This is a genomic window from Pseudoalteromonas sp. Angola-4 (assembly GCF_028599265.1).
Taxonomy (GTDB): domain Bacteria; phylum Pseudomonadota; class Gammaproteobacteria; order Enterobacterales; family Alteromonadaceae; genus Pseudoalteromonas; species Pseudoalteromonas atlantica.
This window is the reverse complement of the sequence record NZ_JAQREK010000006.1, coordinates 1-20,765: the sequence shown is the minus strand read 5'-3', so window position 1 is coordinate 20,765 and position 20,765 is coordinate 1. Positions and strand designations below refer to the sequence as shown.

General features: G+C 39.6%; 19 protein-coding genes and 1 other RNA gene. 4 read left to right on the top strand and 16 right to left on the bottom strand.

Annotated elements, in window-relative coordinates; genetic code table 11:
* Positions 1-15 precede the first annotated feature (15 nt).
* From PSH48_RS09205 to ssrA, 12 genes are all read right to left on the bottom strand, one after another.
* The gene (locus PSH48_RS09205) at positions 16-903 is read right to left on the bottom strand and encodes a DUF4145 domain-containing protein (RefSeq protein WP_273611420.1); all 888 of its coding nucleotides are present in this window, start codon (positions 901-903) and stop codon (positions 16-18) included.
* 52 nt (positions 904-955) lie between these two features.
* Complete coding sequence (locus PSH48_RS09200) at positions 956-1,972, bottom strand: virulence RhuM family protein (RefSeq protein ID WP_273611419.1); 1,017 nt, start codon at positions 1,970-1,972, stop codon at positions 956-958.
* Entirely contained in the window at positions 1,965-3,320 is a 1,356-nt protein-coding gene (locus PSH48_RS09195) for a restriction endonuclease subunit S (RefSeq protein WP_273611418.1), read from the bottom strand. Before PSH48_RS09195 ends, PSH48_RS09200 begins: the two co-directional genes overlap by 8 nt.
* Positions 3,317-5,728, bottom strand: coding sequence for a type I restriction-modification system subunit M (locus tag PSH48_RS09190; protein ID WP_273611417.1), 2,412 nt, complete (start codon positions 5,726-5,728; stop codon positions 3,317-3,319). Before PSH48_RS09190 ends, PSH48_RS09195 begins: the two co-directional genes overlap by 4 nt.
* Position 5,729: 1 nt before the next feature.
* On the bottom strand, positions 5,730-6,653 hold the full coding sequence (locus tag PSH48_RS09185) for a restriction endonuclease (protein WP_273611416.1): 924 nt from the start codon (positions 6,651-6,653) through the stop codon (positions 5,730-5,732).
* Between the two features lie 320 nt (positions 6,654-6,973).
* On the bottom strand, positions 6,974-7,228 hold the full coding sequence (locus PSH48_RS09180; protein ID WP_273611415.1) for a hypothetical protein: 255 nt from the start codon (positions 7,226-7,228) through the stop codon (positions 6,974-6,976).
* The gene (locus PSH48_RS09175; protein WP_273611414.1) at positions 7,229-7,849 is read right to left on the bottom strand and encodes a YagK/YfjJ domain-containing protein; all 621 of its coding nucleotides are present in this window, start codon (positions 7,847-7,849) and stop codon (positions 7,229-7,231) included.
* 127 nt (positions 7,850-7,976) lie between these two features.
* Positions 7,977-8,189, bottom strand: a complete 213-nt coding sequence (locus tag PSH48_RS09170; protein ID WP_273611413.1) for a hypothetical protein — start codon at positions 8,187-8,189, stop codon at positions 7,977-7,979.
* A complete protein-coding gene (locus tag PSH48_RS09165) occupies positions 8,186-8,395 on the bottom strand; it encodes a helix-turn-helix transcriptional regulator (RefSeq protein ID WP_248462731.1) in 210 nt (69 codons plus the stop codon). The genes PSH48_RS09170 and PSH48_RS09165 overlap by 4 nt, the downstream gene beginning before the upstream one ends.
* 338 nt (positions 8,396-8,733) lie before the next feature.
* Positions 8,734-9,867 (bottom strand): hypothetical protein, encoded by a 1,134-nt coding sequence (locus PSH48_RS09160; protein WP_273611412.1) that lies wholly within the window; start codon positions 9,865-9,867, stop codon positions 8,734-8,736.
* Positions 9,860-11,089, bottom strand: coding sequence for an integrase domain-containing protein (locus PSH48_RS09155; protein WP_273611411.1), 1,230 nt, complete (start codon positions 11,087-11,089; stop codon positions 9,860-9,862). The genes PSH48_RS09160 and PSH48_RS09155 overlap by 8 nt, the downstream gene beginning before the upstream one ends.
* A 199-nt stretch (positions 11,090-11,288) precedes the next feature.
* Positions 11,289-11,645, bottom strand: a transfer-messenger RNA (tmRNA) gene (ssrA, locus tag PSH48_RS09150).
* A gap of 266 nt (positions 11,646-11,911) precedes the next feature.
* Here ssrA and PSH48_RS09145 point away from each other — a divergent pair.
* Positions 11,912-13,537: a DUF342 domain-containing protein gene (locus PSH48_RS09145; protein WP_055253134.1), complete on the top strand. Its 1,626-nt coding sequence runs from the start codon at positions 11,912-11,914 to the stop codon at positions 13,535-13,537.
* On the opposite strand, the gene rnt is transcribed toward PSH48_RS09145, so the two are convergent.
* A complete protein-coding gene (gene rnt / locus PSH48_RS09140) occupies positions 13,521-14,213 on the bottom strand; it encodes a ribonuclease T (protein WP_138579997.1) in 693 nt (230 codons plus the stop codon). The two genes, PSH48_RS09145 and rnt, sit on opposite strands and share 17 nt — an antisense overlap.
* 363 nt (positions 14,214-14,576) lie before the next feature.
* Here rnt and PSH48_RS09135 point away from each other — a divergent pair, with 363 nt between their 5' ends.
* On the top strand, positions 14,577-15,455 hold the full coding sequence (locus PSH48_RS09135) for a flagellar protein MotY (protein ID WP_138579996.1): 879 nt from the start codon (positions 14,577-14,579) through the stop codon (positions 15,453-15,455).
* Positions 15,456-15,468: 13 nt separating this feature from the next.
* On the opposite strand, the gene PSH48_RS09130 is transcribed toward PSH48_RS09135, so the two are convergent.
* Entirely contained in the window at positions 15,469-16,356 is an 888-nt protein-coding gene (locus PSH48_RS09130; protein WP_138579995.1) for a DMT family transporter, read from the bottom strand.
* A 206-nt stretch (positions 16,357-16,562) separates the two neighbouring features.
* Here PSH48_RS09130 and PSH48_RS09125 point away from each other — a divergent pair, with 206 nt between their 5' ends.
* On the top strand, positions 16,563-17,765 hold the full coding sequence (locus PSH48_RS09125) for an aromatic amino acid transport family protein (protein ID WP_024032262.1): 1,203 nt from the start codon (positions 16,563-16,565) through the stop codon (positions 17,763-17,765).
* A gap of 44 nt (positions 17,766-17,809) precedes the next feature.
* On the opposite strand, the gene ggt is transcribed toward PSH48_RS09125, so the two are convergent.
* Together ggt and PSH48_RS09115 are read right to left on the bottom strand one after the other, a co-directional pair.
* Positions 17,810-19,483: a gamma-glutamyltransferase gene (ggt, locus tag PSH48_RS09120; RefSeq protein WP_138579994.1), complete on the bottom strand. Its 1,674-nt coding sequence runs from the start codon at positions 19,481-19,483 to the stop codon at positions 17,810-17,812.
* A 95-nt stretch (positions 19,484-19,578) separates the two neighbouring features.
* Positions 19,579-20,115: a GNAT family N-acetyltransferase gene (locus PSH48_RS09115; protein WP_138579993.1), complete on the bottom strand. Its 537-nt coding sequence runs from the start codon at positions 20,113-20,115 to the stop codon at positions 19,579-19,581.
* 57 nt (positions 20,116-20,172) lie between these two features.
* On the opposite strand from PSH48_RS09115, the gene PSH48_RS09110 reads away from it, so the two are divergent.
* Positions 20,173-20,541: a hypothetical protein gene (locus PSH48_RS09110; protein ID WP_024032265.1), complete on the top strand. Its 369-nt coding sequence runs from the start codon at positions 20,173-20,175 to the stop codon at positions 20,539-20,541.
* Positions 20,542-20,765: the final 224 nt, after the last annotated feature.

Here is a 20,765-nt window from a genome sequence, read left to right as displayed (position 1 = left end):
TTATTCTTATAATATTTAGTTATTTAAAACTTCTGGAGCTGCTTGCTTATGTTCTAGCTGTAACTTGTCTTTTCCAAATCTTAAAGCTAGCTTATCGTAAACGTCCTTAAGCTCATCAAAGCGAGCATTACGATCGTAGAGCTCTAAAACAAACTGAAACATTTGAAAGGCATACAATAAATCGAGTTCAGTAACATCTGACTTATGAGTTCCTTCATTCCCTACTAATTTCAATGGCTCAAGATACGAGGCTTCTTCAGGGCGGGTCTTAGCCAAATTTTGAATCATACGGTTAAGATTACTTCCCTCAACTTTCATATCCTTACAAAACTTCTCGATTGCTCGTCTTAACTTAGAGGCTGATGATGGTGGATCAAAATGAAAATGTTTAAATGCGTCAAATAGTTCTTCACTAATTTCTTTCGGGGTGTTTATCGATAGAGGAAATATAGGCACGGTTGGCGAAAAATGGTCTATTTTTATTTGCTTTGTTTTTTTTGCCTTGGTATCAAAGCTATTACTCGATTCAAGTAATACACCCGATGCGGTAGTACTTTTTTTACATTCGCTACAGCTAAAGAAGCTATTAAACAAATAAGTATCACCATTTATTGGATCAATATGGTCAGAGTACACCGTAGCAATTGCGCCCATTAGGGGTAACCAAAAACCTTCACTTTTACTAATCACCTCTTGGCTAGCTTCTAACTTAACCCGCCTAGTTTCTTTTTCTGAACGAAACTTCCTGCTCGATAGCAGTAAACTTTTTTCTGATGTTGGCCTTGTTTGAATACTTTCTTTATCTAACTTTAGCGCCAACTTATTACAGTGAGGGCAAGGAAGCTTAGGGTAATTATCTAAGTTAGCGAAGCCTGAAATCCTTTTCCATAATTCTATATCCATTACTTCTATCCCTTTATTTATTTTTTACTTTATATGCAAAGTCTTATTTAAGTTACTTTGCAGGTTTACCCTGCAATTGCTTGAGTGCATTGGCTAAGTCTAAATCAACCTTTGATGGCTGGGCATCAATTACTCTGCGGTATTTATCGTATTCTTGTTTTGCTTTTTCAGTGGCTTGTGCCTGTGAAATATTGCCAGCATGGTTAAGTACTTCATAATCACTTAGCCGTAAAAAGTCATCAAGCTTACTTGCCCAATCTGCCATTTTCATTAACTTACCGTTACGCGCTTGTAGCTCTGCAAATTCTAAGTAGGAGTTAACCAATCTATTTAAAGTATCGAGTTCTTGCTCATTTAAATAGTTTTTGCCTGTCACCACTTCTTTGCGGGTTGGCTCTGTACCTGCAAAACTAGTTAAGCCTAAATGAGGTTTGTCAGCATCAATGCGTTTAAACACTAATTCTGCCGCTGTATTACCATGGGCAGCCCAATGCATTTTATTTTGCACTTTGGCAAAAAAATCAACACTGGTTTGTGCTTTGCCGTCGTAATCAATGCTGGTGGCGTATATGTCGCAAACCTTGCGCCAGAATATTTTCTCTGATGAACGTATATCGCGTATGCGGTTTAATAGTTCGTCAAAGTACTGCATGTTATCTGGGTTTTTAAGACGCTCATCATCCATTACAAAGCCTTTGGTTAGGTACTCTTGCAATGTTCTTGTTGCCCACTGGCGAAATTGTGTGCCTTGCTTAGAGCGCACGCGGTAACCCACGGCTAATATGGCTTCTAAATTATAATGCGCTACATCGCGAGAAACGTCACGCGAGCCCTCTTTTCGAACTATTCGGAAATTCCTAATGGTTGCATTTTGTTCAAGTTCGCCCTCACTATAAATGTTACTTAAATGCTCATTTATAGTCGGTACACTCTTTTGATACAGCTCAGCTATTAAGTTTTGAGTTAACCAAAGTGTTTCAGTTTCAAAACGACATTCAACCTTAGTTTGACCTTCATCTGTTTCAAATAAAATAAACTGTCCAAGCGGTGGCGTAACATTGTTAGTCATTAGGTTGCTCCCAGTTACGCACGTCGATTTTGCCTGTCACTGCGGCAGAGATTAAGGCTGTTCGGCGTTCTTGCATTAGCAGGGTAGCGTTCTGAGCTTTTTCAATTGTTCTATCGAAATATTCTAGCTTTTGGCTTAAATAGTTCGCTATCGCCCTTTGTTCTTCTTTTGTTGGAGGTATTGCTACAACAATTCCTAAAACATCACTATTTGCTAAATTTGCTTGTTTAGTCCCTGATGGTAATGAATATAGTTGTGTTAGATATGATTCAGACCACAACACATTAATTAAAAAGTCCAAATCAACCTTAGCGTCAAATGGAAGTAATTTGGCCACTCGTTGATTTAGTAAAAAAGAATCACAATGCTCAACCTTAATCGCAAAGCCATAGTCACGCTTGCCTAGAGTTCCGGTTAAAGACATGAGAATATCGTTCTGCTGAACTTTAAAATCAGATAGTTCATTTAGCATTTTATGAGGCACAAATATTGGCTGGCGCTCTAGAGCAAGCCTATTTTGATAAACGTTACCGATACGAAGAATCTGTACCCCCTCTTCTGTAAAAGAGTCACTACTAAAAGCATAACCGCCTTGAATAGAGGAAAGGTACTTAAGTTTAGTAACCACCCAATGCTCTGGCACTTCCCCCAACCACTCTACACCTGAATCTTTCATTGGAACATTTGAGTGCTCTTTATTAGGAATACCTTTAGTCACTGCATGGCTAATCACCGCTTGGCGCTTTTCTTTCAGTAACTTAATCAGTTGTTGCTGCTTTTCAATCAAGGTATCGATTATAGCGGTTTCGTGATCGAGGAAATTAGCGATATTTTCTGCTTCTTCATATGTTGGCTCAAGCAACTGTGCATTATTAATCAATTCTTGGTTAAGTATTCTTGCGCCATAAATATTCGTTGAAGCATTCTCAATCACAAACTTAGGTAGTGCATAATATAAATATGATAGAGGTAATCGAGCTGAGTCTAAAAAAGACGCTATTGCTTCATTGGTATACATATCTTCACCAGCGAAGGATACTGAACCAACTGACAACTTAAAGCTATACATTAGCGACCCTTTAGGCGTAATACTCATAGACGCTTCTTTGGCAGCCCTGTCAGAAATGCGTTTCGATGTATTAGTAATAACCTTTTCTTTGAGGTCTGAAATATTGACCCAAAGGTTTTCACCAACAAAATTTTCGTCATTCTTTGTTGGTGGTGTCCACCCGACTTGAAAAGGAGCGATATACTTTACTTTACTAAGTATCCAATGCTCTGGCATTTCATCTAGCCAAGTTACTGAGGCTTTTTTGTAATTTGGATAAGATTGATACTTGCCCATCATGAACGTACCTCTGGTAATAACTCCCTTATTTCATTACTCACAGCATCAAGCTCTTTATCAATCTCGGCTAAGTCGCGTGGTGGTTGGTACACATAAAAGTGGCGGTTAAAGGGAATTTCATAACCAACTATACCTAGATCGCCGTCTTTATCATCGCGCTTAGTGTCGTTTATCCATGCATCGCTTACGTGCGGGGCTATTTCGCGGTTAAAGTAATTTTCAACCATTTGGGTTGTGCTAATACTTGGCTGAGCTGAGCCGTTTAAATAGGCCTCTTTTAACGGTACGTTTTCGTTATCACGTAAGTCGCCATCTTGCTTGTAAGTCACTACTTTACCTTGCCACTTTGTCACATTACCTTTGTATTCAAACGCACCATACATTGGGTCTGCTGAATCTTTATAGATTTTATCAACCACGCATTCTGCCGCTGGATTTTTAAAGGTAATGGCATCAAGCAGTTGTTTTTTCTCTTTGGTTTCGAGTTTAATATCTAAGGCTTTAAGCGCTTGTGTATAGGTAATGTCAAACTGGTTAAAGTCGTCTGATTGCAGCTGCTTGCCACCAGCATCGTCACCTAATTGTGTTTGTAGCTGCTGTGCTTTTTTCATAAGGGATTTTTGGAATAACCAAAGCTTAGGCTCTAGTACATCTTTAATTTGTTTTTCTTTCAGCTCTGGGAAGTCGGCTTTAATAATAGCTCTGGCTTCAATTTCAACAGCGCTTAAATCGCCATACTTGTCGTCAGTAGTCCACTGTGTGCCAAATTTTTCATACAGCGCCATCATGGCTGCATTGTAAGGCTTAGGTGCAAAACGAAGTGATGCAATGGCTTCATCAGTTACTTGCGCTGACAGCCTCAATGGGCGCTCTATAGTGATACGGCGATAACCAAACTCGTAGGTATTAAATATTTTACTGGCAAAGGTTTTTGCTACATCGGCTTTTGGGTTAGCCGCTTGGCGACCTCGGCTACTTTTAGCCTCGGTAGGTTTAATTAAGCCTAGCTCTTCAAGTGATGTTGTTTCTACTTGTTCAAAGTTACCAAAGCTACGAGTGATTAGTTTAATGTCGCCTTCGCTCATGATATTACGTTTAGAGCCAAGAGATTTACGCATTTTACCGCATAGGTTAGCGCCATTTATTAGCTGAACCTTGTTTTTACGTTCTGGGCTTTGCTGCTGCGCTTTTTTATTCGACAATATCCATACGTAGGTAGCAATACCTGTGTTGTAAAACATATCGGTAGGTAAGGCTATAATTGCCTCAAGTAAGTCAGACTCTAAGATATAACGACGAATTTCACTCTCACCACTGCCTGCACCACCTGTAAATAAAGGTGAGCCATTTAGAATAATACCAATACGCCCGCCGTTATCGGATGCATCTCGCATTTTACTAATAAGGTGCATTAAAAATAATAATGAGCCGTCTGACACTCTTGGTAAGCCTGCACCAAAGCGACCATCAAAGCCCTTAATGGTATGCTCGTCTTTAATATCGCCTTCAATCTTTTTCCAATCTACACCGAATGGCGGGTTAGACAGCATGTAATCAAACTTATCCGCTACTAGCTGATCATTCGATAAGGTATTACCTAGTTTGATACGGCTTACGTCTTGCCCTTTAATAAGCATATCGGCTTTACAAATAGCGTAAGACTCTGGATTTAACTCTTGACCAAATGCGCGCATAACCGCATTAGGGTTAAGCTCGTGTACGTATTCCATACCTGAAGATAAAAAGCCGCCAGTTCCCGCTGTTGGGTCGTAAATGGTGCGAATAATCCCTTCTTTGGTTAAGGCGTCATCGTCTTCCATAAACACCAGTGAGGTAGTTAAACGTACTATATCGCGTGGGGTAAAGTGCTCCCCTGCGGTTTCGTTAGAACTTTCAGCAAAGCGACGTATTAACTCTTCAAATACCAAACCCATATCGTGATTTGATATAGCTTGCGGGCTTAAATCGGTCGTTGCGAACTTTTTAACAACTTTAAAAAGTAAGTTGGCATCATCTAATAGCCCTATAAATTCATCAAACTTAAAATGCTCGAATATCTCGCGGGCATCGGCTGAAAAGCATTGAATATAACGTTCAAGGTTGGCTTTAATATCGCTTTGACCCATTTTACCTAAATCCATAGGCGAGGTATTAAAAAAGGTTAAGCCGTTTGTGGCTCTGGTCAACAGCTTTTCTTGTGCATCTTCTGGGAGGTTTAACGCTTTAATACGCTCAAACTCAGCTACTACTGCATCTTTACTTGGTGCGAGCACACATTCAAGGCGACGTAGTAAGGTGAAAGGTAAAATAACACGGCCATATTGAGACTGTTTAAAATCGCCGCGAAGGAGATCGGCTACTGACCAGATAAAGGCAGCGGTTTGAGAAAAGTTATTATTAGTTGTCATTTTAATCTTCCATAAAGTAATCGCTATCGAGCGCTTTTACTTCAAATACATGTTTGGTGCTTACGCCTAAATTATGGGTAAGCATGAGTTCGGTTAGTTGTGCGCCATCCACCAGCACTATGCGTTTTTCTATCATGCCGACATATTCGAGGGCATCTTTACTAAAGCTGCTGGTGGTAATGAACACGCCCTTTTTAGCACGGTGCATATCAAGCGCACCTGCAAAGGCTTGTATATCTGGGCGTCCAACTGTTTTATTAGTATAACGTTTGGCTTGCAAGTATATCATTTCAAGGCCAAGTTTATCTTCTTTGATTACACCATCAATGCCACCATCTTGTGTATATTGAGTAGCTTGGCCTGCATCTTTACGCGACCCGCCGTAGCCCATAGCGAGCATTAAATCGACCACTAGGTTTTCAAAAAATACGGGGGTCGCTGCTAATATCGCTTTAAGTATTTCGTCACTTAGGTTGGTGTTGAGCGTATCTACCGCAGCTTCTATAAGCTCTTCAGGGGTTTTATCTGAGTTATTACTTACTATGCTGGTGGTATTTACTTGTGCAGGCTCGCTTACACCTTTTGAGCGTGTTTTAAAATCGAGGAAAGCATCGAACTTACTTAAGTATTGGTTATTGATTGGCTCGCCCGACTCTATTGCAGCTAGCCCTTTTTGCGTGATTTTACAAAAAGCCCTTTTAGGCTGCTCTATTAAACCCGCTTGAACTAAGTAAGTTTTAGCCCAACCCAAGCGATGATAGGCATAGGTTTGCTTGCCACTCGGTATGCGGAGCTTTAGTTGATCGGCGCTAAGCCCAAGTTTACGGTAAACATCGGCATCAATATCACGCAGTTTAACTGTTTTACCATTGGCTAAGCATGCAAGTAACGGGGTCATAAAAGATTGGTAATCAGGGAGTGACATAGAGTTCCTTTACTGGCGAAGTAGCTATAATCCATTATTAAGTAAAAGATATTATATAAAACTGACCCGTTTATCAAAACAAAGGCCGCTTTAACTCTTGCATGGTAGTGAAATGGTAAATTTAAAGACCAAAGGTGATCGAATACAAAGGCGATCACCTTTTAGAATTAATACAAGGCTTACCACTAAAACCTTAAGCTATTGAATTTAAATGACAAATAAAAAATCTTTGATTGTTTGGTAGCTTGATCGGTTACTTTCCTTTTTTTTATTTTACCGTGTTAAAGCGACTCTGCTGTGTACCAAGCTCAGCTAAACCCTTAAAAGTCGAACGACAAAGTGCCTTTATACCTCATAAAATGTTTATAAATTAGAAGTCTGGACTCGTAACTGTCATCTTTATTAAGCTTTTTGAGCGTTTCTAACTGCACTAAGCACAAGGCTTTATATTCAAAGTCAGATAGCTCTTTATCTAAAGGTATACCATGCATTACCTTAGCTCTGCCACCATGCTTAAGAGCATTTATGTTACCTTTTGGCGCACCTGCACCTTTTCTTTTACCACCCCTAGCCATTTAACTACCCTCATTATATTCAAGTCGACTTGAAGAATAGTTTTTTACGGATTGCGAAACACGCCGTTTAGAATAGCATTTAGCAAGGTAACTAAGCCTGTAAACGGCCTCCTTAAAGTTATCGTAAAAGTTAGGCTGATTAATAAATAACTGATAAAAGCAATGCTCAGGTATATATAGTGTTCCACCAGCCGAAGCTTTAAACCACCCAGCCTGAATTAAACTTATGACCTTACTAGGGTGTATGATTTTATGACCATTAAAAAAGTAAGCTATGTGGTAATGCTGCTTATCAGCTTTGTTTTGCTCTCTTACCCATATATAGGCGAACTCACCGTATGTATTCTTTATTTTCTTTTGAATACTATTAATAAACTGTGAAACAACTTTATTGTCTTTACTATATTGTTCTAATCTTAAATCGAGCCTGAGTACGAGCACTTTTGAAAACTTACAAAGCATCACATCCAATTGCTTTAGGGTAGCTTTAATAATGTCGTAGTAATATCCACTTGGGAAATTCATTATCTCCAAAGCTATATAAGACTCTTCTGATAGTTTTTGATAATGTACTTCAACACCATATTTATCTTTTAATTTTTGAACTAACTGAGATGGCATGATTTTCTCTAAATATTATAAATAACCTGCACTACAACAATGAAGTTAACCGCACTATTACTGGCGCTTTAAGCAAGTAAAGGTCATATAAAAGGGTCTAACTAATAAAATAACATCCCTTGTTATCCTAAGAAGTGCTAATTTGGTTGAGTTGCTTTACCTCTGTCAAAGGCCAACCAGTAACTTTTTGAGCTAACTCCACAGGCTCTGAAAGAGTCCTTTCTTTTACTAGCCTGCCGACTAAATAAGGCGAAAAACCAAAGTGCTTTTGAATTGCTGCTTTTGAAATGAAAATATCTTCATCAGCAATTTTAACTTCTCGTTTAGCTAAAAACCTCATGCTTGCACTCTTGAGTCAATCCAATCAATAACATCACTATATTGCCACCCCATAGCGCGCCCACTTTGCACTAACTTTATACTTTGTGGGAAATCGCCTTTACTCTGTAAGTCGTAAATCATAGTTCGAGATAAACCAGTTAAAGTTTGTACATCTTTAAGGCGAAGAATTCTTTTGCTATTAGTTAATAGGTTATCTAAATTCATGATACTGCTCCGAATCATTTGAGACTTAGTCCCGTTAATTTCTAAGATAGACAGATATGTCCGTCTAGGTACGAAGCTATATTGCAAAACTTTTTTCATCGTTTAATTAACTATTCCGTGAGGAATCGGCATTAAAACAACTCAAGTGCACAAAAATCATACATAAACCTTAATTTTTTATAAGTGAATTGAGTTGCTACTAATATATGAGAGTAATTTAGAGAGTATTTATGGTTAAGTATTAGTTTTGTTTAACAAAGTAATTTTTAGCTGATTAGCACTGCATACTTATAGTAAAAGCCTGTAGTTAAAAACTGACAAGGCTTTGTGGATGTGCTCTATAGTTTGTATTTAACCTTTTGGCTGTGTGCCAATCCAGCCTCCTTAAATGAGTACTTAATTCTGAGCTCAAGTAGCTGTGATTCAATAGGTGTTAAACAACAATTACTTGGCTGCGAAAAAAATGCAGGGCTTATTGAACTGATCTCATTATAAATAGACTGGCTATACATAAGCTCATCTAAATCGGTTAAGGGCTTGCTACCTGATATTTTAATTAATGATTTAAGATGTGAGAGTATATATTGAGTTACAAGCTTTGCAGAAAGCCTCATTATAAGAGGAACATGAAGTGGTTCCACCTCCTCATCGTAACGCAATTCATACTTTAATAAGTAATGTAAGGCATCTAGGCACTTACTTAAATTAGCATCTGTTGAATCAGTGATAGTGTGATTTTTGTATTCAAACTCTTCACTTTTATAAAATGTTGAGTAAAGTTCATGAATATCAGAGCTATACTCACGATTTAAAAAAACAACAACCTTATCTCTTAATTTCAGCATCTCACTATTTGGCTTTCCTTTGCCTATTTCTATATTTAAATATTTAGCAATTTTTTGGGATGAACTCTTTTTTTCTATAAGCATTGCACTATCTAGTGAAGCCTTCAGAAAAATATCTACGCCACTGATAATCGCCCAATCGTTATTGGCAAAACCTAGATTTTTTATTGCGTAAAAAATCTCTTTAGAAAGCTTTAAATAAGTTTGAGTTTTTATTTGCTTGCCAATATTAGCTTTTTGCGCTTTTTCTTTTGTTTGTTGATGTAAAAGTAAGCTATTAGCAAACCGATGAAGGGTGTTGTATTCGCCTATTAGAGCACCTAATGTAAATAGCTCTGAGCCTTCAGGTTGCTCATTATTTAGCACATTAGTCAAAAGTTCTTCCGCTTTTGTTTTTAAATGAGTAAGGCTAACCCCTGTTAAATGCAACAAATCAAAATCATTTAATATCCTATCCGATGTATTAGACTCAATGGCGTAAATAGACGCGATAACGTCTTTTAATATTTGCTTTAAATAAACTTTGCCTCCCTCTGCAGACTGTAACCGAGAGGGATCAAAATCAATCCGTTGAATTGTTGTTTCTTGTAGCAAATTAAGGTTAGCTAACGCTTTAAAGTTAGACAAGCGCCTGTACCTTAGCGTTATGAATATACTCACTCCACCAGCACATTATTTCTCTTCTACTTTCTAGGTAGTCACTTCGATTATATGCAGCTCGAACTTGGTTCGTGTCTTGATGCGCTAATGCAACTTCTATTAACTCATAGTCAAATAACCTAGATTCATTTAACACAGTACTTGCAAGTGATCTTAAGCCATGTGCAACAAGCTCCCCTTTATAGCCCATTCGACTTATTGCTGCATTTGGGGTTTGAGGGTTCATATGATCTCTAGGGTTTCTATCAGCGGGAAAAATATATTCACGATGACCACTTATCGGTCTCATCAATTCGAGTAATTTTAACGTTCTTGGAGTTAATGGTATTTTATGGACTTTAGCTGCTTTCATTTTTTCTGCAGGTATTATCCACACATTGTTTTCTAAATCTATCTCAGACCATTTTGCTTTAGTGGCTTCATTTGGCCTTACCATTGTATGTAATTGCCACTCAATCGCACACCGAGTAGGAAACTTTATACTGGCTCTCGAAAGATCCGCCATAAACTCAGATAACCTGCTAGCATCTATCGTTGGCATCGGCTTTGTTACAGGTTTTGCAAAGGCATCCCTAATCCCCTCTAAAGGGTTATGTTTGATGACTCCTGTATTTACTGCGTAGCGCATAATTTGATTGAGGATCTGACACGTCCTTCCCACTGTTTCAAGAGCACCTTTTGCAGCAACAGGCTTTAATGTATTAATTGTAATTACTGCATCGATACTACTTATAGGTCGCTTACCTAGTTCAGGAAACACATGATTTTTTAACTTTCCCAGAATGCCCTCTGCGTGCTTAGGCTTTACTTTTGGTTTGTGAATCTCAAACCACTCCATCGCTACTTTCTCTAAAGTATTTAAACGCGCTTGCGTCTCTTGAATATATTGCTGCTCTTTGAACTCTTTTGGGTCTTTTTCATTTGCAAGAAGCCCACGTGCTTCTTCTCTTTTAACTCTAGCAGCGGCAAGGGTAATTTGAGGATACTGTCCAAAAGAAATGTTTGTCCTTTTTTTAGTGAGTGGTTTGTAGTACTTAAATATCCAACTTTTAGTACCATTAGGTCTAATAGATAGCTGAAGCCCACTACCATCTGAAAGTAAGTATTCTTTTTCTTTAGGCTTAGCTTGCTTAATTTGTGTATCGTTGAGGGGTTTTACAGTTCTGGCCATTTCTTTTATGTATACCATGTTCTAGCCCTGTGAATTCAAGGCTTTCTTATTTTTAGTACCACAGCATTTTCACGAATAAGTGCTGTGGTACTAACCATGGTACTAAAAATACTGGATGCAGGTAAACATCTTGGGATATTACAGGCAATAAAAAACCCGCCAGCCTATATGGTTAGCGGGTTTCCTGTATCTGTTCGGATGTTGTCGAACAGCGAATTGGTGGAGCTGGGGGGATTTGAACCCCCGTCCGAAAAGCCTCGACCGTCGGTACTACATGTTTAGTATTGTCATTTAATTAACCTTTAAATCCCGGACAAACACGGTAGATAAAGGCGAGGCCGCTTAGTTTTAACGCTTCAACCCCGGCCAGGGTTTCCGTCGCGATCAGGTGTTAGGGTGACACTCCAAAATCCAGTCCACAAGAATACATGGAAGGAGCGCTAGCCAGCCTAAGCTGCTAGAGAGTAGTTATCGTCGTTTGCGATTACTTTAAATTGCGGCTTTTTTACGAGGCAAACCGCACCTCGACATGCACCTCAGGCTTCTTGAATTCCGTCGAATCCTAATCAGCCCCTGAAATATGAATTTCTTTCAGTGAGGGCAGTATAACTGAGTAAACGACTGATACTCAAGGGGTGTGACACTTTTATTTTAGCTAACTGAATCAACTGAACAGTAAACAAGCACAAGTTTGTAAAAAAGCAAACAAATACTGAACATTTACTTAACATGTCGGTCAAGTTGTGCTCAAATAAGGAGTTAAATTTTACACTAGCTATAAGGCTTTAGTAGTAAAAGTAATAATCATAATAACAGGCATATTACGTAGGGAATTTATAAATGTCGGTTTTTTTATTTAATGAACAAACGGGCGAGCTGGCGTTATCTGCACACCCTATTGATAATGGATTTCCGGTGACGAGTGCTCAACTTATTGAGCTGCTTGAACAGTCAGATTATTGCGAGTTTGAAGTACTCTCTAGCAATATTGGTAAGTTATTTTCACCGAGTAAAAATTATCAGCAAGAATCATTAGTAATTGCCAAAGCCACGGACGCGAGCATTGTTATTAACGTTGATGAAAAAAACATGGTTGCAGAGGCTACGCTTACCACGGCCAAAGGCGGCGCATTACTCTCAATGGAGGCAGCTCAAGCAGCTTTAGTTAAAGCCGGTGTAAAAAAAGGCATTAGCCCTCGCGCACTTGATACGTTTTTAGGTCAGCAGTTTTCTCACCCTGCAGGTACATCATACAGCGCTATTGTGGCTCATGGCCGAAACCCTAAAGAAGGTAGTGATGCGAGGTTTGTTCGCCTTTGCTCTACTGCGCAAGACCGCGTACTTAGCCCCCAAGCAAAAGAAGGTGGCAAGGTCGATATGAAAGACCTTGGCGCGATTATTACGGTAAAGCCCGGCACCCCTTTAATGCAGCGAGTAGCTGCTACTCCAGGTGAAGATGGCTATACGGTTTTTGGCGATATGATCAAGGCAACGCCTGGTAAAGAACATCAATTACAGCCCTTTGAAGGCACAAAAATAGACCCTAATAACCCAAACATGCTCATTGCCGATTGTAAAGGTGTCCCTGTGGCCTTACCTAGAGGCATGCGGGTTGACGATGTTTTGTGTTTTCATAATGTAGATGTAAGTACAGGCCACGTTGATTTTGATGGCAGTGTAATTATATCTGGTGATGTAAAAGATGGTATGCGGGTTAAAGCCAATGGCGATATTACTGTATTAGGGTTTGTAGAATCAGGCACGATTGAAAGCCAAAGCGCGGTAACTATTATGCTCGGCGCTATTGGCCGTAAGCGTGAAAATGAAGAAGCATTTACGTGTGAAATTTCAGCCCAGCGTACTATTTCTATTGGCTATGCCCAGTACTGTAATATTAAAAGTGCGCAAGATTTATTTATAGAACGCCAAGCATTACATTGTAATTTAAGTGCAAGGCGCTTAATACGTGTTGGTAAAGCAGGTAACCCTCGCGGCAAAATAATTGGGGGAAATATTCTTGATGCTATGCGTATAGAAACAGGTGAACTAGGTGCGCCGGCTGGGACTAAGACCCGTGTGTTTTTAGCTCAAAACTGGCATGAACTGCGCTCAAAGCAGTCTCAAATAATTGATTTTGAAAAAGTGTTAGCAAGTAAAACATCTGCACTTAAACAAGCTAAAGAAAAAGCGATAAAAATTCCAGTTGCTGCTCAACGCCAACAGCTACTAGATAAAATTGCCGCTAATGAGCAGCATATAAAAACTCGCGCTATGCACGTACAACGTCAAAAAAGATTGGTGAAGCAAAAAATTTCTCAGCTATTGGCAACTAGCCGACTTAAAATTAACGAAATAATGCACCCAGGTGTGGAGCTTAAAATAGCAAAAGACACAAAACAGTTTTCGCGTATTTACCCACCCCACTTAGTAAAACTTTCTGAGGGAAAAATCACTCAGTCGTTTTAGTACCCTCTTCGGTGTTTTCAGTTTCTTGGGCGTCACTTTCAGGTAGTGGCGCTAATGGCCAGCCCCCTAGCTCTTGCCAACGGTTTACTATTAAACAATATAGTTCTGCTGTGCGTTCTGTATCGTAAAGTGCCGAGTGTGCTTGGCTGTTATCAAACTCAATCCCCGCGGCTCTACATGCTTTAGCTAGTACCGTTTGGCCTAAAGCTAACCCTGCAAGCGAGGTTGTATCGAAACTCACAAATGGATGAAATGGCGTACGCTTAATATTGTTACGCTCAATGGCTGCATTTAAAAAGCCATGATCAAAAGCGGCATTATGTGCCACTACAACTGAGCGTTGACACCCAGCAGCTTTTTGCGCTTTACGTACTGCTTTACAAATTTCTTTAATTGCTTCGTCTTCTGGTACAGCGCCGCGCAACGGGCTAAACGGGTCTATGCCGTTAAATTCAATTGCGGCTTGTTCAATATTAGCGCCTTCAAAAGGCTCTACATGAAAATGAACGGTATGATCTATGCTGAGTAACCCTTCGTCATCCATTTTTAAAATTGATACGGCAATTTCAAGTAAGGCGTCGGTTTCTTTATTAAAGCCGGCGGTTTCTACATCAATAACAACAGGAAAAAAGCCGCGAAAGCGTTGTGCGAAAAGTGTTTGCTCAGTATTTGCCATAGTCTTCTTGGTTTATGAGGATAAGCTCACTATTATGTCAAAATTGGGGGCTACTCGGCTAGGGCTTTATAAATTATTTAATTAATATATTGTAGGCATGCTATTTGCTTTTAAATAACTGCTAATTGTATTGGCTGTTATTAATCCCCATCGCATTAAATTACGGATACCAGTATGGCGCTTAGAAAATAGCGCAATAACAAGGCGAAAATTATTTATAGCTTTGTTTTACATCAGTAAGTTTAACGCAGTGAGTGGGCTATTTAATACGATACAAAGATTATGTTTTTAATTAAGTTGGTATAGAGCCCTACTTTAGCCGTACGCCAAAATATTGGCTTAGTAGATTAACCGGAGCGTTTTATGAAGTGTAAGTTGTTTTTTATTAGCGTAAGCCTTGGCACCGCCTTGATGAGTTATTCATCGCAAGCGGCTATGCGCCAATACAGCGCAAATCAAGATAACTCCAATTGGGAAGTTATAAAAACAACGCGCTTACAGTGTCAATTAAACCACGAAGTGCCCTACTACGGTGAGGCCATATTTAAGGCATCGGCCAGTAAAAACAAAAACCTAACTTTTAATCTAGATATGGTTGTGCGCCCCGACAATTACGATATAGCCGGTTTAAAGGCGGTGCCACCAGCATGGCGTTCAGGCCTGCCCGCGCGTGATATGACCACGATGAAGTTACTTAAAAAGTTTGATGGTGAGCTTGGTAATAAAACCGCATGGGAAATGCTAACTGAACTTGAAAAAGGGTTTCATCCTACCTTTTACTACCAGGACTGGCAAAATAGTGCCGACAAAATTGCCGTTGGTATTTCAAGCGTTAATTTTAAACAAGCCTATTGGGCGTTTTTGCAGTGCCGCGATGAACTTTTACCATACAGCTTTGAAGATATTTCATTTACTGTAATGAACTACCAATCAAATAGCAGTAAGCTCACTAAAGAGTCGCAAAAGCGCTTAGATAAAATTGCTGAGTATTTAAAAAATGATACCAGTATTGAGTCTATAAGTATTGATTCGTATACCGATAGCTACGGTGGCCGTTGGAATAACTTAGATTTATCGCGTAAGCGTGCTAAAGCTATAAAAGATTATATGGTCAGCTTAGGTGTTGATGAGAGCAAAGTAGAAACCACAGGCCTAGGTGAAAAACGTTTTGTTGATACTAACGAAAATATTTTAGGGCGAAATAAAAACCGTCGTTTAATTATTCAAATAGCAAAAATGTAACCGCCCTAAACTGCTAACTACCGCTGCGCCGCTTTATGAGCTTATCGCCAAACTGAAAAAACGTTAGACTCAAAAATGTAATTATGGCTCCTATAATAAGCTCCTGACTTAAAGGCTCGTTATTAAGTAATGCGCCTAGCGCTAATGCAAAACTTGGTGTAATTAAACTACTTAAGGCTACAGTACTGGCGTTTAACTTTTGTAATACATGAAAATACGCTAAAGCCCCTACAATCGAGCCAAAAATACCTAAATACGCAATACTCCATAACGAGCGAGCACTCCAATAATCCATACTTATTTGCCCATCTACCAGCCACCACAGCAGCCCAAATAAAGGAGTAACAAAAACCAGCGCTCCAAAAGTGGTTGCCATAGGGTGAATAGCAATTTTTACACGTTTGATCATCACCCCACTAAGACTAAATAAAGTAACCGCCATTAACACATACATCAGCCCTATGCCCTGAGTTTGTGAGGTTTGTAGCTGGTTATAACTTACAAAATAAAGGCCTATTAATGCACAGCTCAGCGCTATTAATTTAATAGGGCTAAATTTAGGCTCATTAAGTAACCTTTGTGCTAAAAAACCAGAGAGAATAGGCGCAAGGCCAAACACTAATGAAATAATACCTGAAGGTACTGTGGTAGCAGCCATGTAACTTAATGACATACCACCAAAAATACCCAAACTGGAGTATGCATATAACGTGCACGCGTTTTTGCTCCAAGGGACACGAATATTGGCTATAGCAACAATTAACCCAGCAACAAATAAGCCTATAATCATGCGCATTAAAACGGCGAGGGTTGGTGCTACAGTTTCACTGCTCCATACAATACCTAATGGCGTAGTACACCAAATAATGACAAGTAGTAAATAAGATAATTTAACTGGCACACGCCATTCCTTTGCACTGAGGAGGTAGAAACCCTATTAAAGTAAATTATACGCGCGAAAGTAATACGCAGTACATATATAAACGTCTAAATACAGCTGTAAATTCATAGTTACATTATTATTTACCGGCATTTATTACAAAACTATTTATGTTTTAAGTAACTAGTTATATCTTGAGTGCCTCTCACACATTTTAGGATAGTTAAGTGCTTAAAAATAAAACAATAGGCAGCATGTTAATTGTTGCAGGCACCACCATAGGCGCAGGTATGCTGGCATTGCCAATAGCCTCTGCAGGACTTGGGTTTAATACCGCGCTTGCACTGATAATAGCCAGCTGGTTACTGATGACCTACACCGCTTTATTAATGCTAGAGCTCCACCAATACGCCCCTAGAGATGCAACGTTAAACACCTTAGCAAAGCGCTGGTTAGGAAAACGCGGCCAGTACGTTGCTAACTTTTCGATGATATTTTTGTTTTACGCCCTGTGCGCAGCCTATATAGCCGGGGGTGGCGCGCAGTTGCAGTCGCGTATTAGTAGTGATTTGAGCATAAACATAGCGCCGCAAATTGCCTCTATTGTTTTGGCCATTGTAATAGGTAGCGTGGTTACTTTAGGCACCAGTAAAGTAGATAAACTTAACCGCGTGTTATTTACGATTAAAATTTTAGTACTAGGCAGCTTGTTTTATATGCTTACACCCTATGTACAAGGTAAGCACTTACTTGAAATGCCCGTTGAGCAAGGGCTGATTTTATCTGCCTTACCCGTTATTTTTACCTCATTTGGTTTTCATGGCTCTATTCCGTCAATTGTTAAGTATGTGGGGCTAGAAACAAAAGTATTGCGTAAGGTAATGATTGCAGGGGCTGCTTTACCTTTAGTGATTTATATTTTTTGGCAACTGCTTAGCCAAGGGATTATGCAGCAAAGTGATTTACTCAATAGTAATGGCTTAACAGGCTTTGTAGAGAGTGTGGCAAGTATTGCGCATAATCCGCAGGTAACAAGCGCTGTTACACTGTTTGCCGACTTAGCATTGGCCACCTCTTTTTTAGGTGTTAGCTTAGGGTTATTTGATTTTTTTGCTGATGCATTTAATAAAGGCGACACCAAATCAGAAAGAATAAAAACCGCACTAATTACTTTTATTCCCCCTTTAGGGTTTGCGTTATTTTACCCTCAGGGATTTATAATGGCGCTAGGCTATGCAGCCATCGCCCTTGTGGTATTAGCAATATTTTTACCGGTTTCTATGGTGTATAAGCAGCGTAAATCGGGCCCTCAAACGGGATACCAAGTGCGAAGTGGTAATATGGGTTTAGCGGTGGCAGGGCTGTGCGGCGTTGTAATTATTGTCGCCCAATTTATGCAAATGTTGGGATTAGTACCCGCTATTGGTTAATAACAAAACTAACCCCTTTAGCTTAAAGGGGTTAGTTAAAAATGTTAAAATACCCGAGACTCACCACGGCCTGTAGCCTGAGAAGCTGCTTGTAGCTCACCGTCTTTATTTACAATAACCTGCAAATCGCCAAAACGGCGCTCATCCAGTGTGTAGCCCATTTTTATAAGTTCAGCTTGAGTGTTTTCACTGAGCCCTGCGTGTGTTCTGATCACGTTTTTAGGCCATAACTGATGATGAAACCGCGTGCTATTAACAATATCGTTGGCGCCCATGTTAAATTCAACCGCATTTAAAATAGATTGATACACCGAGCTAATAATTGTTGTGCCCCCAGGCGAGCCTGTGACCATTTTAACGCTGTTGTTTTTGAGCAGTATGGTTGGCGACATTGAGCTAAGCATACGCTTTTGTGGCTGAATTTCATTGGCTTTACCGCCGAGCGCACCAAAGGCGTTCATTACCCCAGGTTTAGCGCTAAAGTCGTCCATTTCGTCATTTAATATAAAGCCTGCACCTTCAACCACAACGCCACTACCAAAGCTTAAATTGATCGTTGTGGTATTGGCCACTGCATTACCCATTTTATCAATAATAGAAAAATGCGTGGTTTGTTCACTTTCTTTGAGGCCTGGTTTTATGTTTTCGGTGGTTGAAATAGCTGTTAAAGAAATATCTTTACTGCGCGCTTTTAGGTAATCAATATGAGTAAGCTCAGTCACTGGTACATCAAAAAAGTCCGGATCGCCCAAGTACTCTGCTCTATCGGCAAACACACGTTTACCTATTTCAGCAAGTAAATGTACATATTGAGTAGAGTTATGTACCAGCCCCATTTCGCTTTTTTTAAGCTCAAACATTTTTAGCCACTGCAAAATAGCTATTCCGCCAGAGCTTGGTGGTGGAGAGGTTAATACTTCATAACCGTTCCAGTTAGCTTTAATCGGCGTGCGCGACACAGCCGTGTAATTAGCCAAATCAGTTTGGTTAATAATGCCGCCGTGCTGGTGCATAAAGTTGGCAATAATGCGGGCTGTTTCGCCTTTATAAAACCCGTCTTGGCCGTTATCTCTTATGCGTTTTAAAGTAGCGGCTAGCTCGGGCTGTTTAAAAATCTGATTTGCTTTTATATCTGCAAAATAGTGTTTAAAATTTACATTTATATTTTGTTTGTCTAGATGAGCAATGTATTGTGCGACCCCTTGAGCCAATTTGGGCGGCACTTTAAAGCCTTGCTCTGCTAAGGTAACCGCTGGCTGTACTAATGTTTGCCATTTTAAGGTGCCGTGTTTTTGATGGGCCAGCCACATACCGGCTACGCTCCCTGGTACACCACTTGCGTGAATACCATAAATTGACTTGTTTTTAATTACATCGCCCTTGGCATCTAAATACATATCTCTGTGCGCTGCTTGGGGAGCCGTTTCGCGATAGTCTATAAAGTCCCCTTTTCCCTCTTTTTGTATAAGCATAAAGCCTCCCCCGCCAATATTTCCGGCTTCGGGAAGCGTTACCGCTAATACAAATTGCGCAGCAATAGCCGCATCAACAGCATTTCCACCTTGTTCTAAAATAGCTTGTGCTGTATCTGCACTAAACGAGTCAGGCATTGCGACAGCGCTTTTAGTAACTTGCTCCGCCTGCACGCTAAATATACAAAATTGTGCAATCAACACACTCTTAACAATGAGCCTGCTTGGTCGAAAGAATAACCCCATAAAACATCCTTACTTTATTATTTGAATCTCGCTTGGCTCATTTATGCATACCATAGAATGTTAGGTCAATGTTTATACAAGTAATTTTTTGTATGCTATAACGCCTTTGCGTATAAAACGGCATCCAAATCGCCTTGTTCATCAGTGTGTATATAGTTTTTAACCCAGGTAAACCCCAGCTTTTGCATGACGCTAATTGAAGCTTTATTATCGGCCAGTGCCATTGCCGATAGTGTTTTTATCTCTGGCTGCATTTTTAAGGCGTTACATAATGCACTAGCCGCCTCCGTTGCATAACCCTGTCCCCAACTAGATTGCTTAAAGCGCCACCCTATTTCAATATTTGTAAAATCGGGAGTTTGAGTAAAAAAGTGCATAGGCCTAACAAGCACCCACCCTATAAAAGAGTCCTCTTTTTTAAGGGTGATTTTCCACAGCCCCCAGCCTTTGTATGCATTTTTATAGGCAAGCATTCTGGGGATCCCTATTTCTTTAATTTGTTTTAATGTCGAAGGCGTTCCTCGGTTTATGTATTTCATTACCGCGGGGTCTTGATCTAGTTCATGCAGCAGCGGCCAATCGTGTTCATTCATTAATTTGAAATTTAAGCGTGTTGTTACAGGTGTGTTCATCTTCGCTGTTCTATTATTAAGTGGAATTAATTATTTGTCTCTAAGGAGAGATAGCACATGAACAAATTAGCAGGTTTAGCTTTATTAGGCACTTTAATTACACTAACGGGCTGTGAAGATGCTCAGGAAGTACAAGAAGATGCAAAAGATAAAAGCGCGCAAATGCAAGAGCAGCTTGGTGATACATGGAACGATGTAAAAGATAAAGCCACAGAGCTTAAAAATGATGAGTCATTAAATGAGCTGCTTGAACAAAGTAAAGCAATGGGCTTAGACATGTACGACGATGGCAAAGAAATTGCCGTTGATGCATGGATAAAAAGCAAAGAAGCAGCCGGTGAATTAACCGAAAAAACAAAGCAAAAAGCGCAAGAAATCGCTGAAGAAATTGAAGAAGCGCGTGAAGAACATGCTGAAAAACAGTAATATTATTGATACTAATTCATTTAATTAAGTAATTTGCTTTGGGGTAAAAACATCGTTTAGTAAGTAAAAAATTGCTATTTAGGTGTTCTTAAACAAGGGTAGTGTTTAGAAATCTGTGTCATTTCAGTATTATTAAGAAAACAGGAGTGACACATGACTCAATCTTTCGACTTCAACAAAGCATTAGCTGAACTGCAAGCTGGTAAAGGTCTTACTGGCGCAGA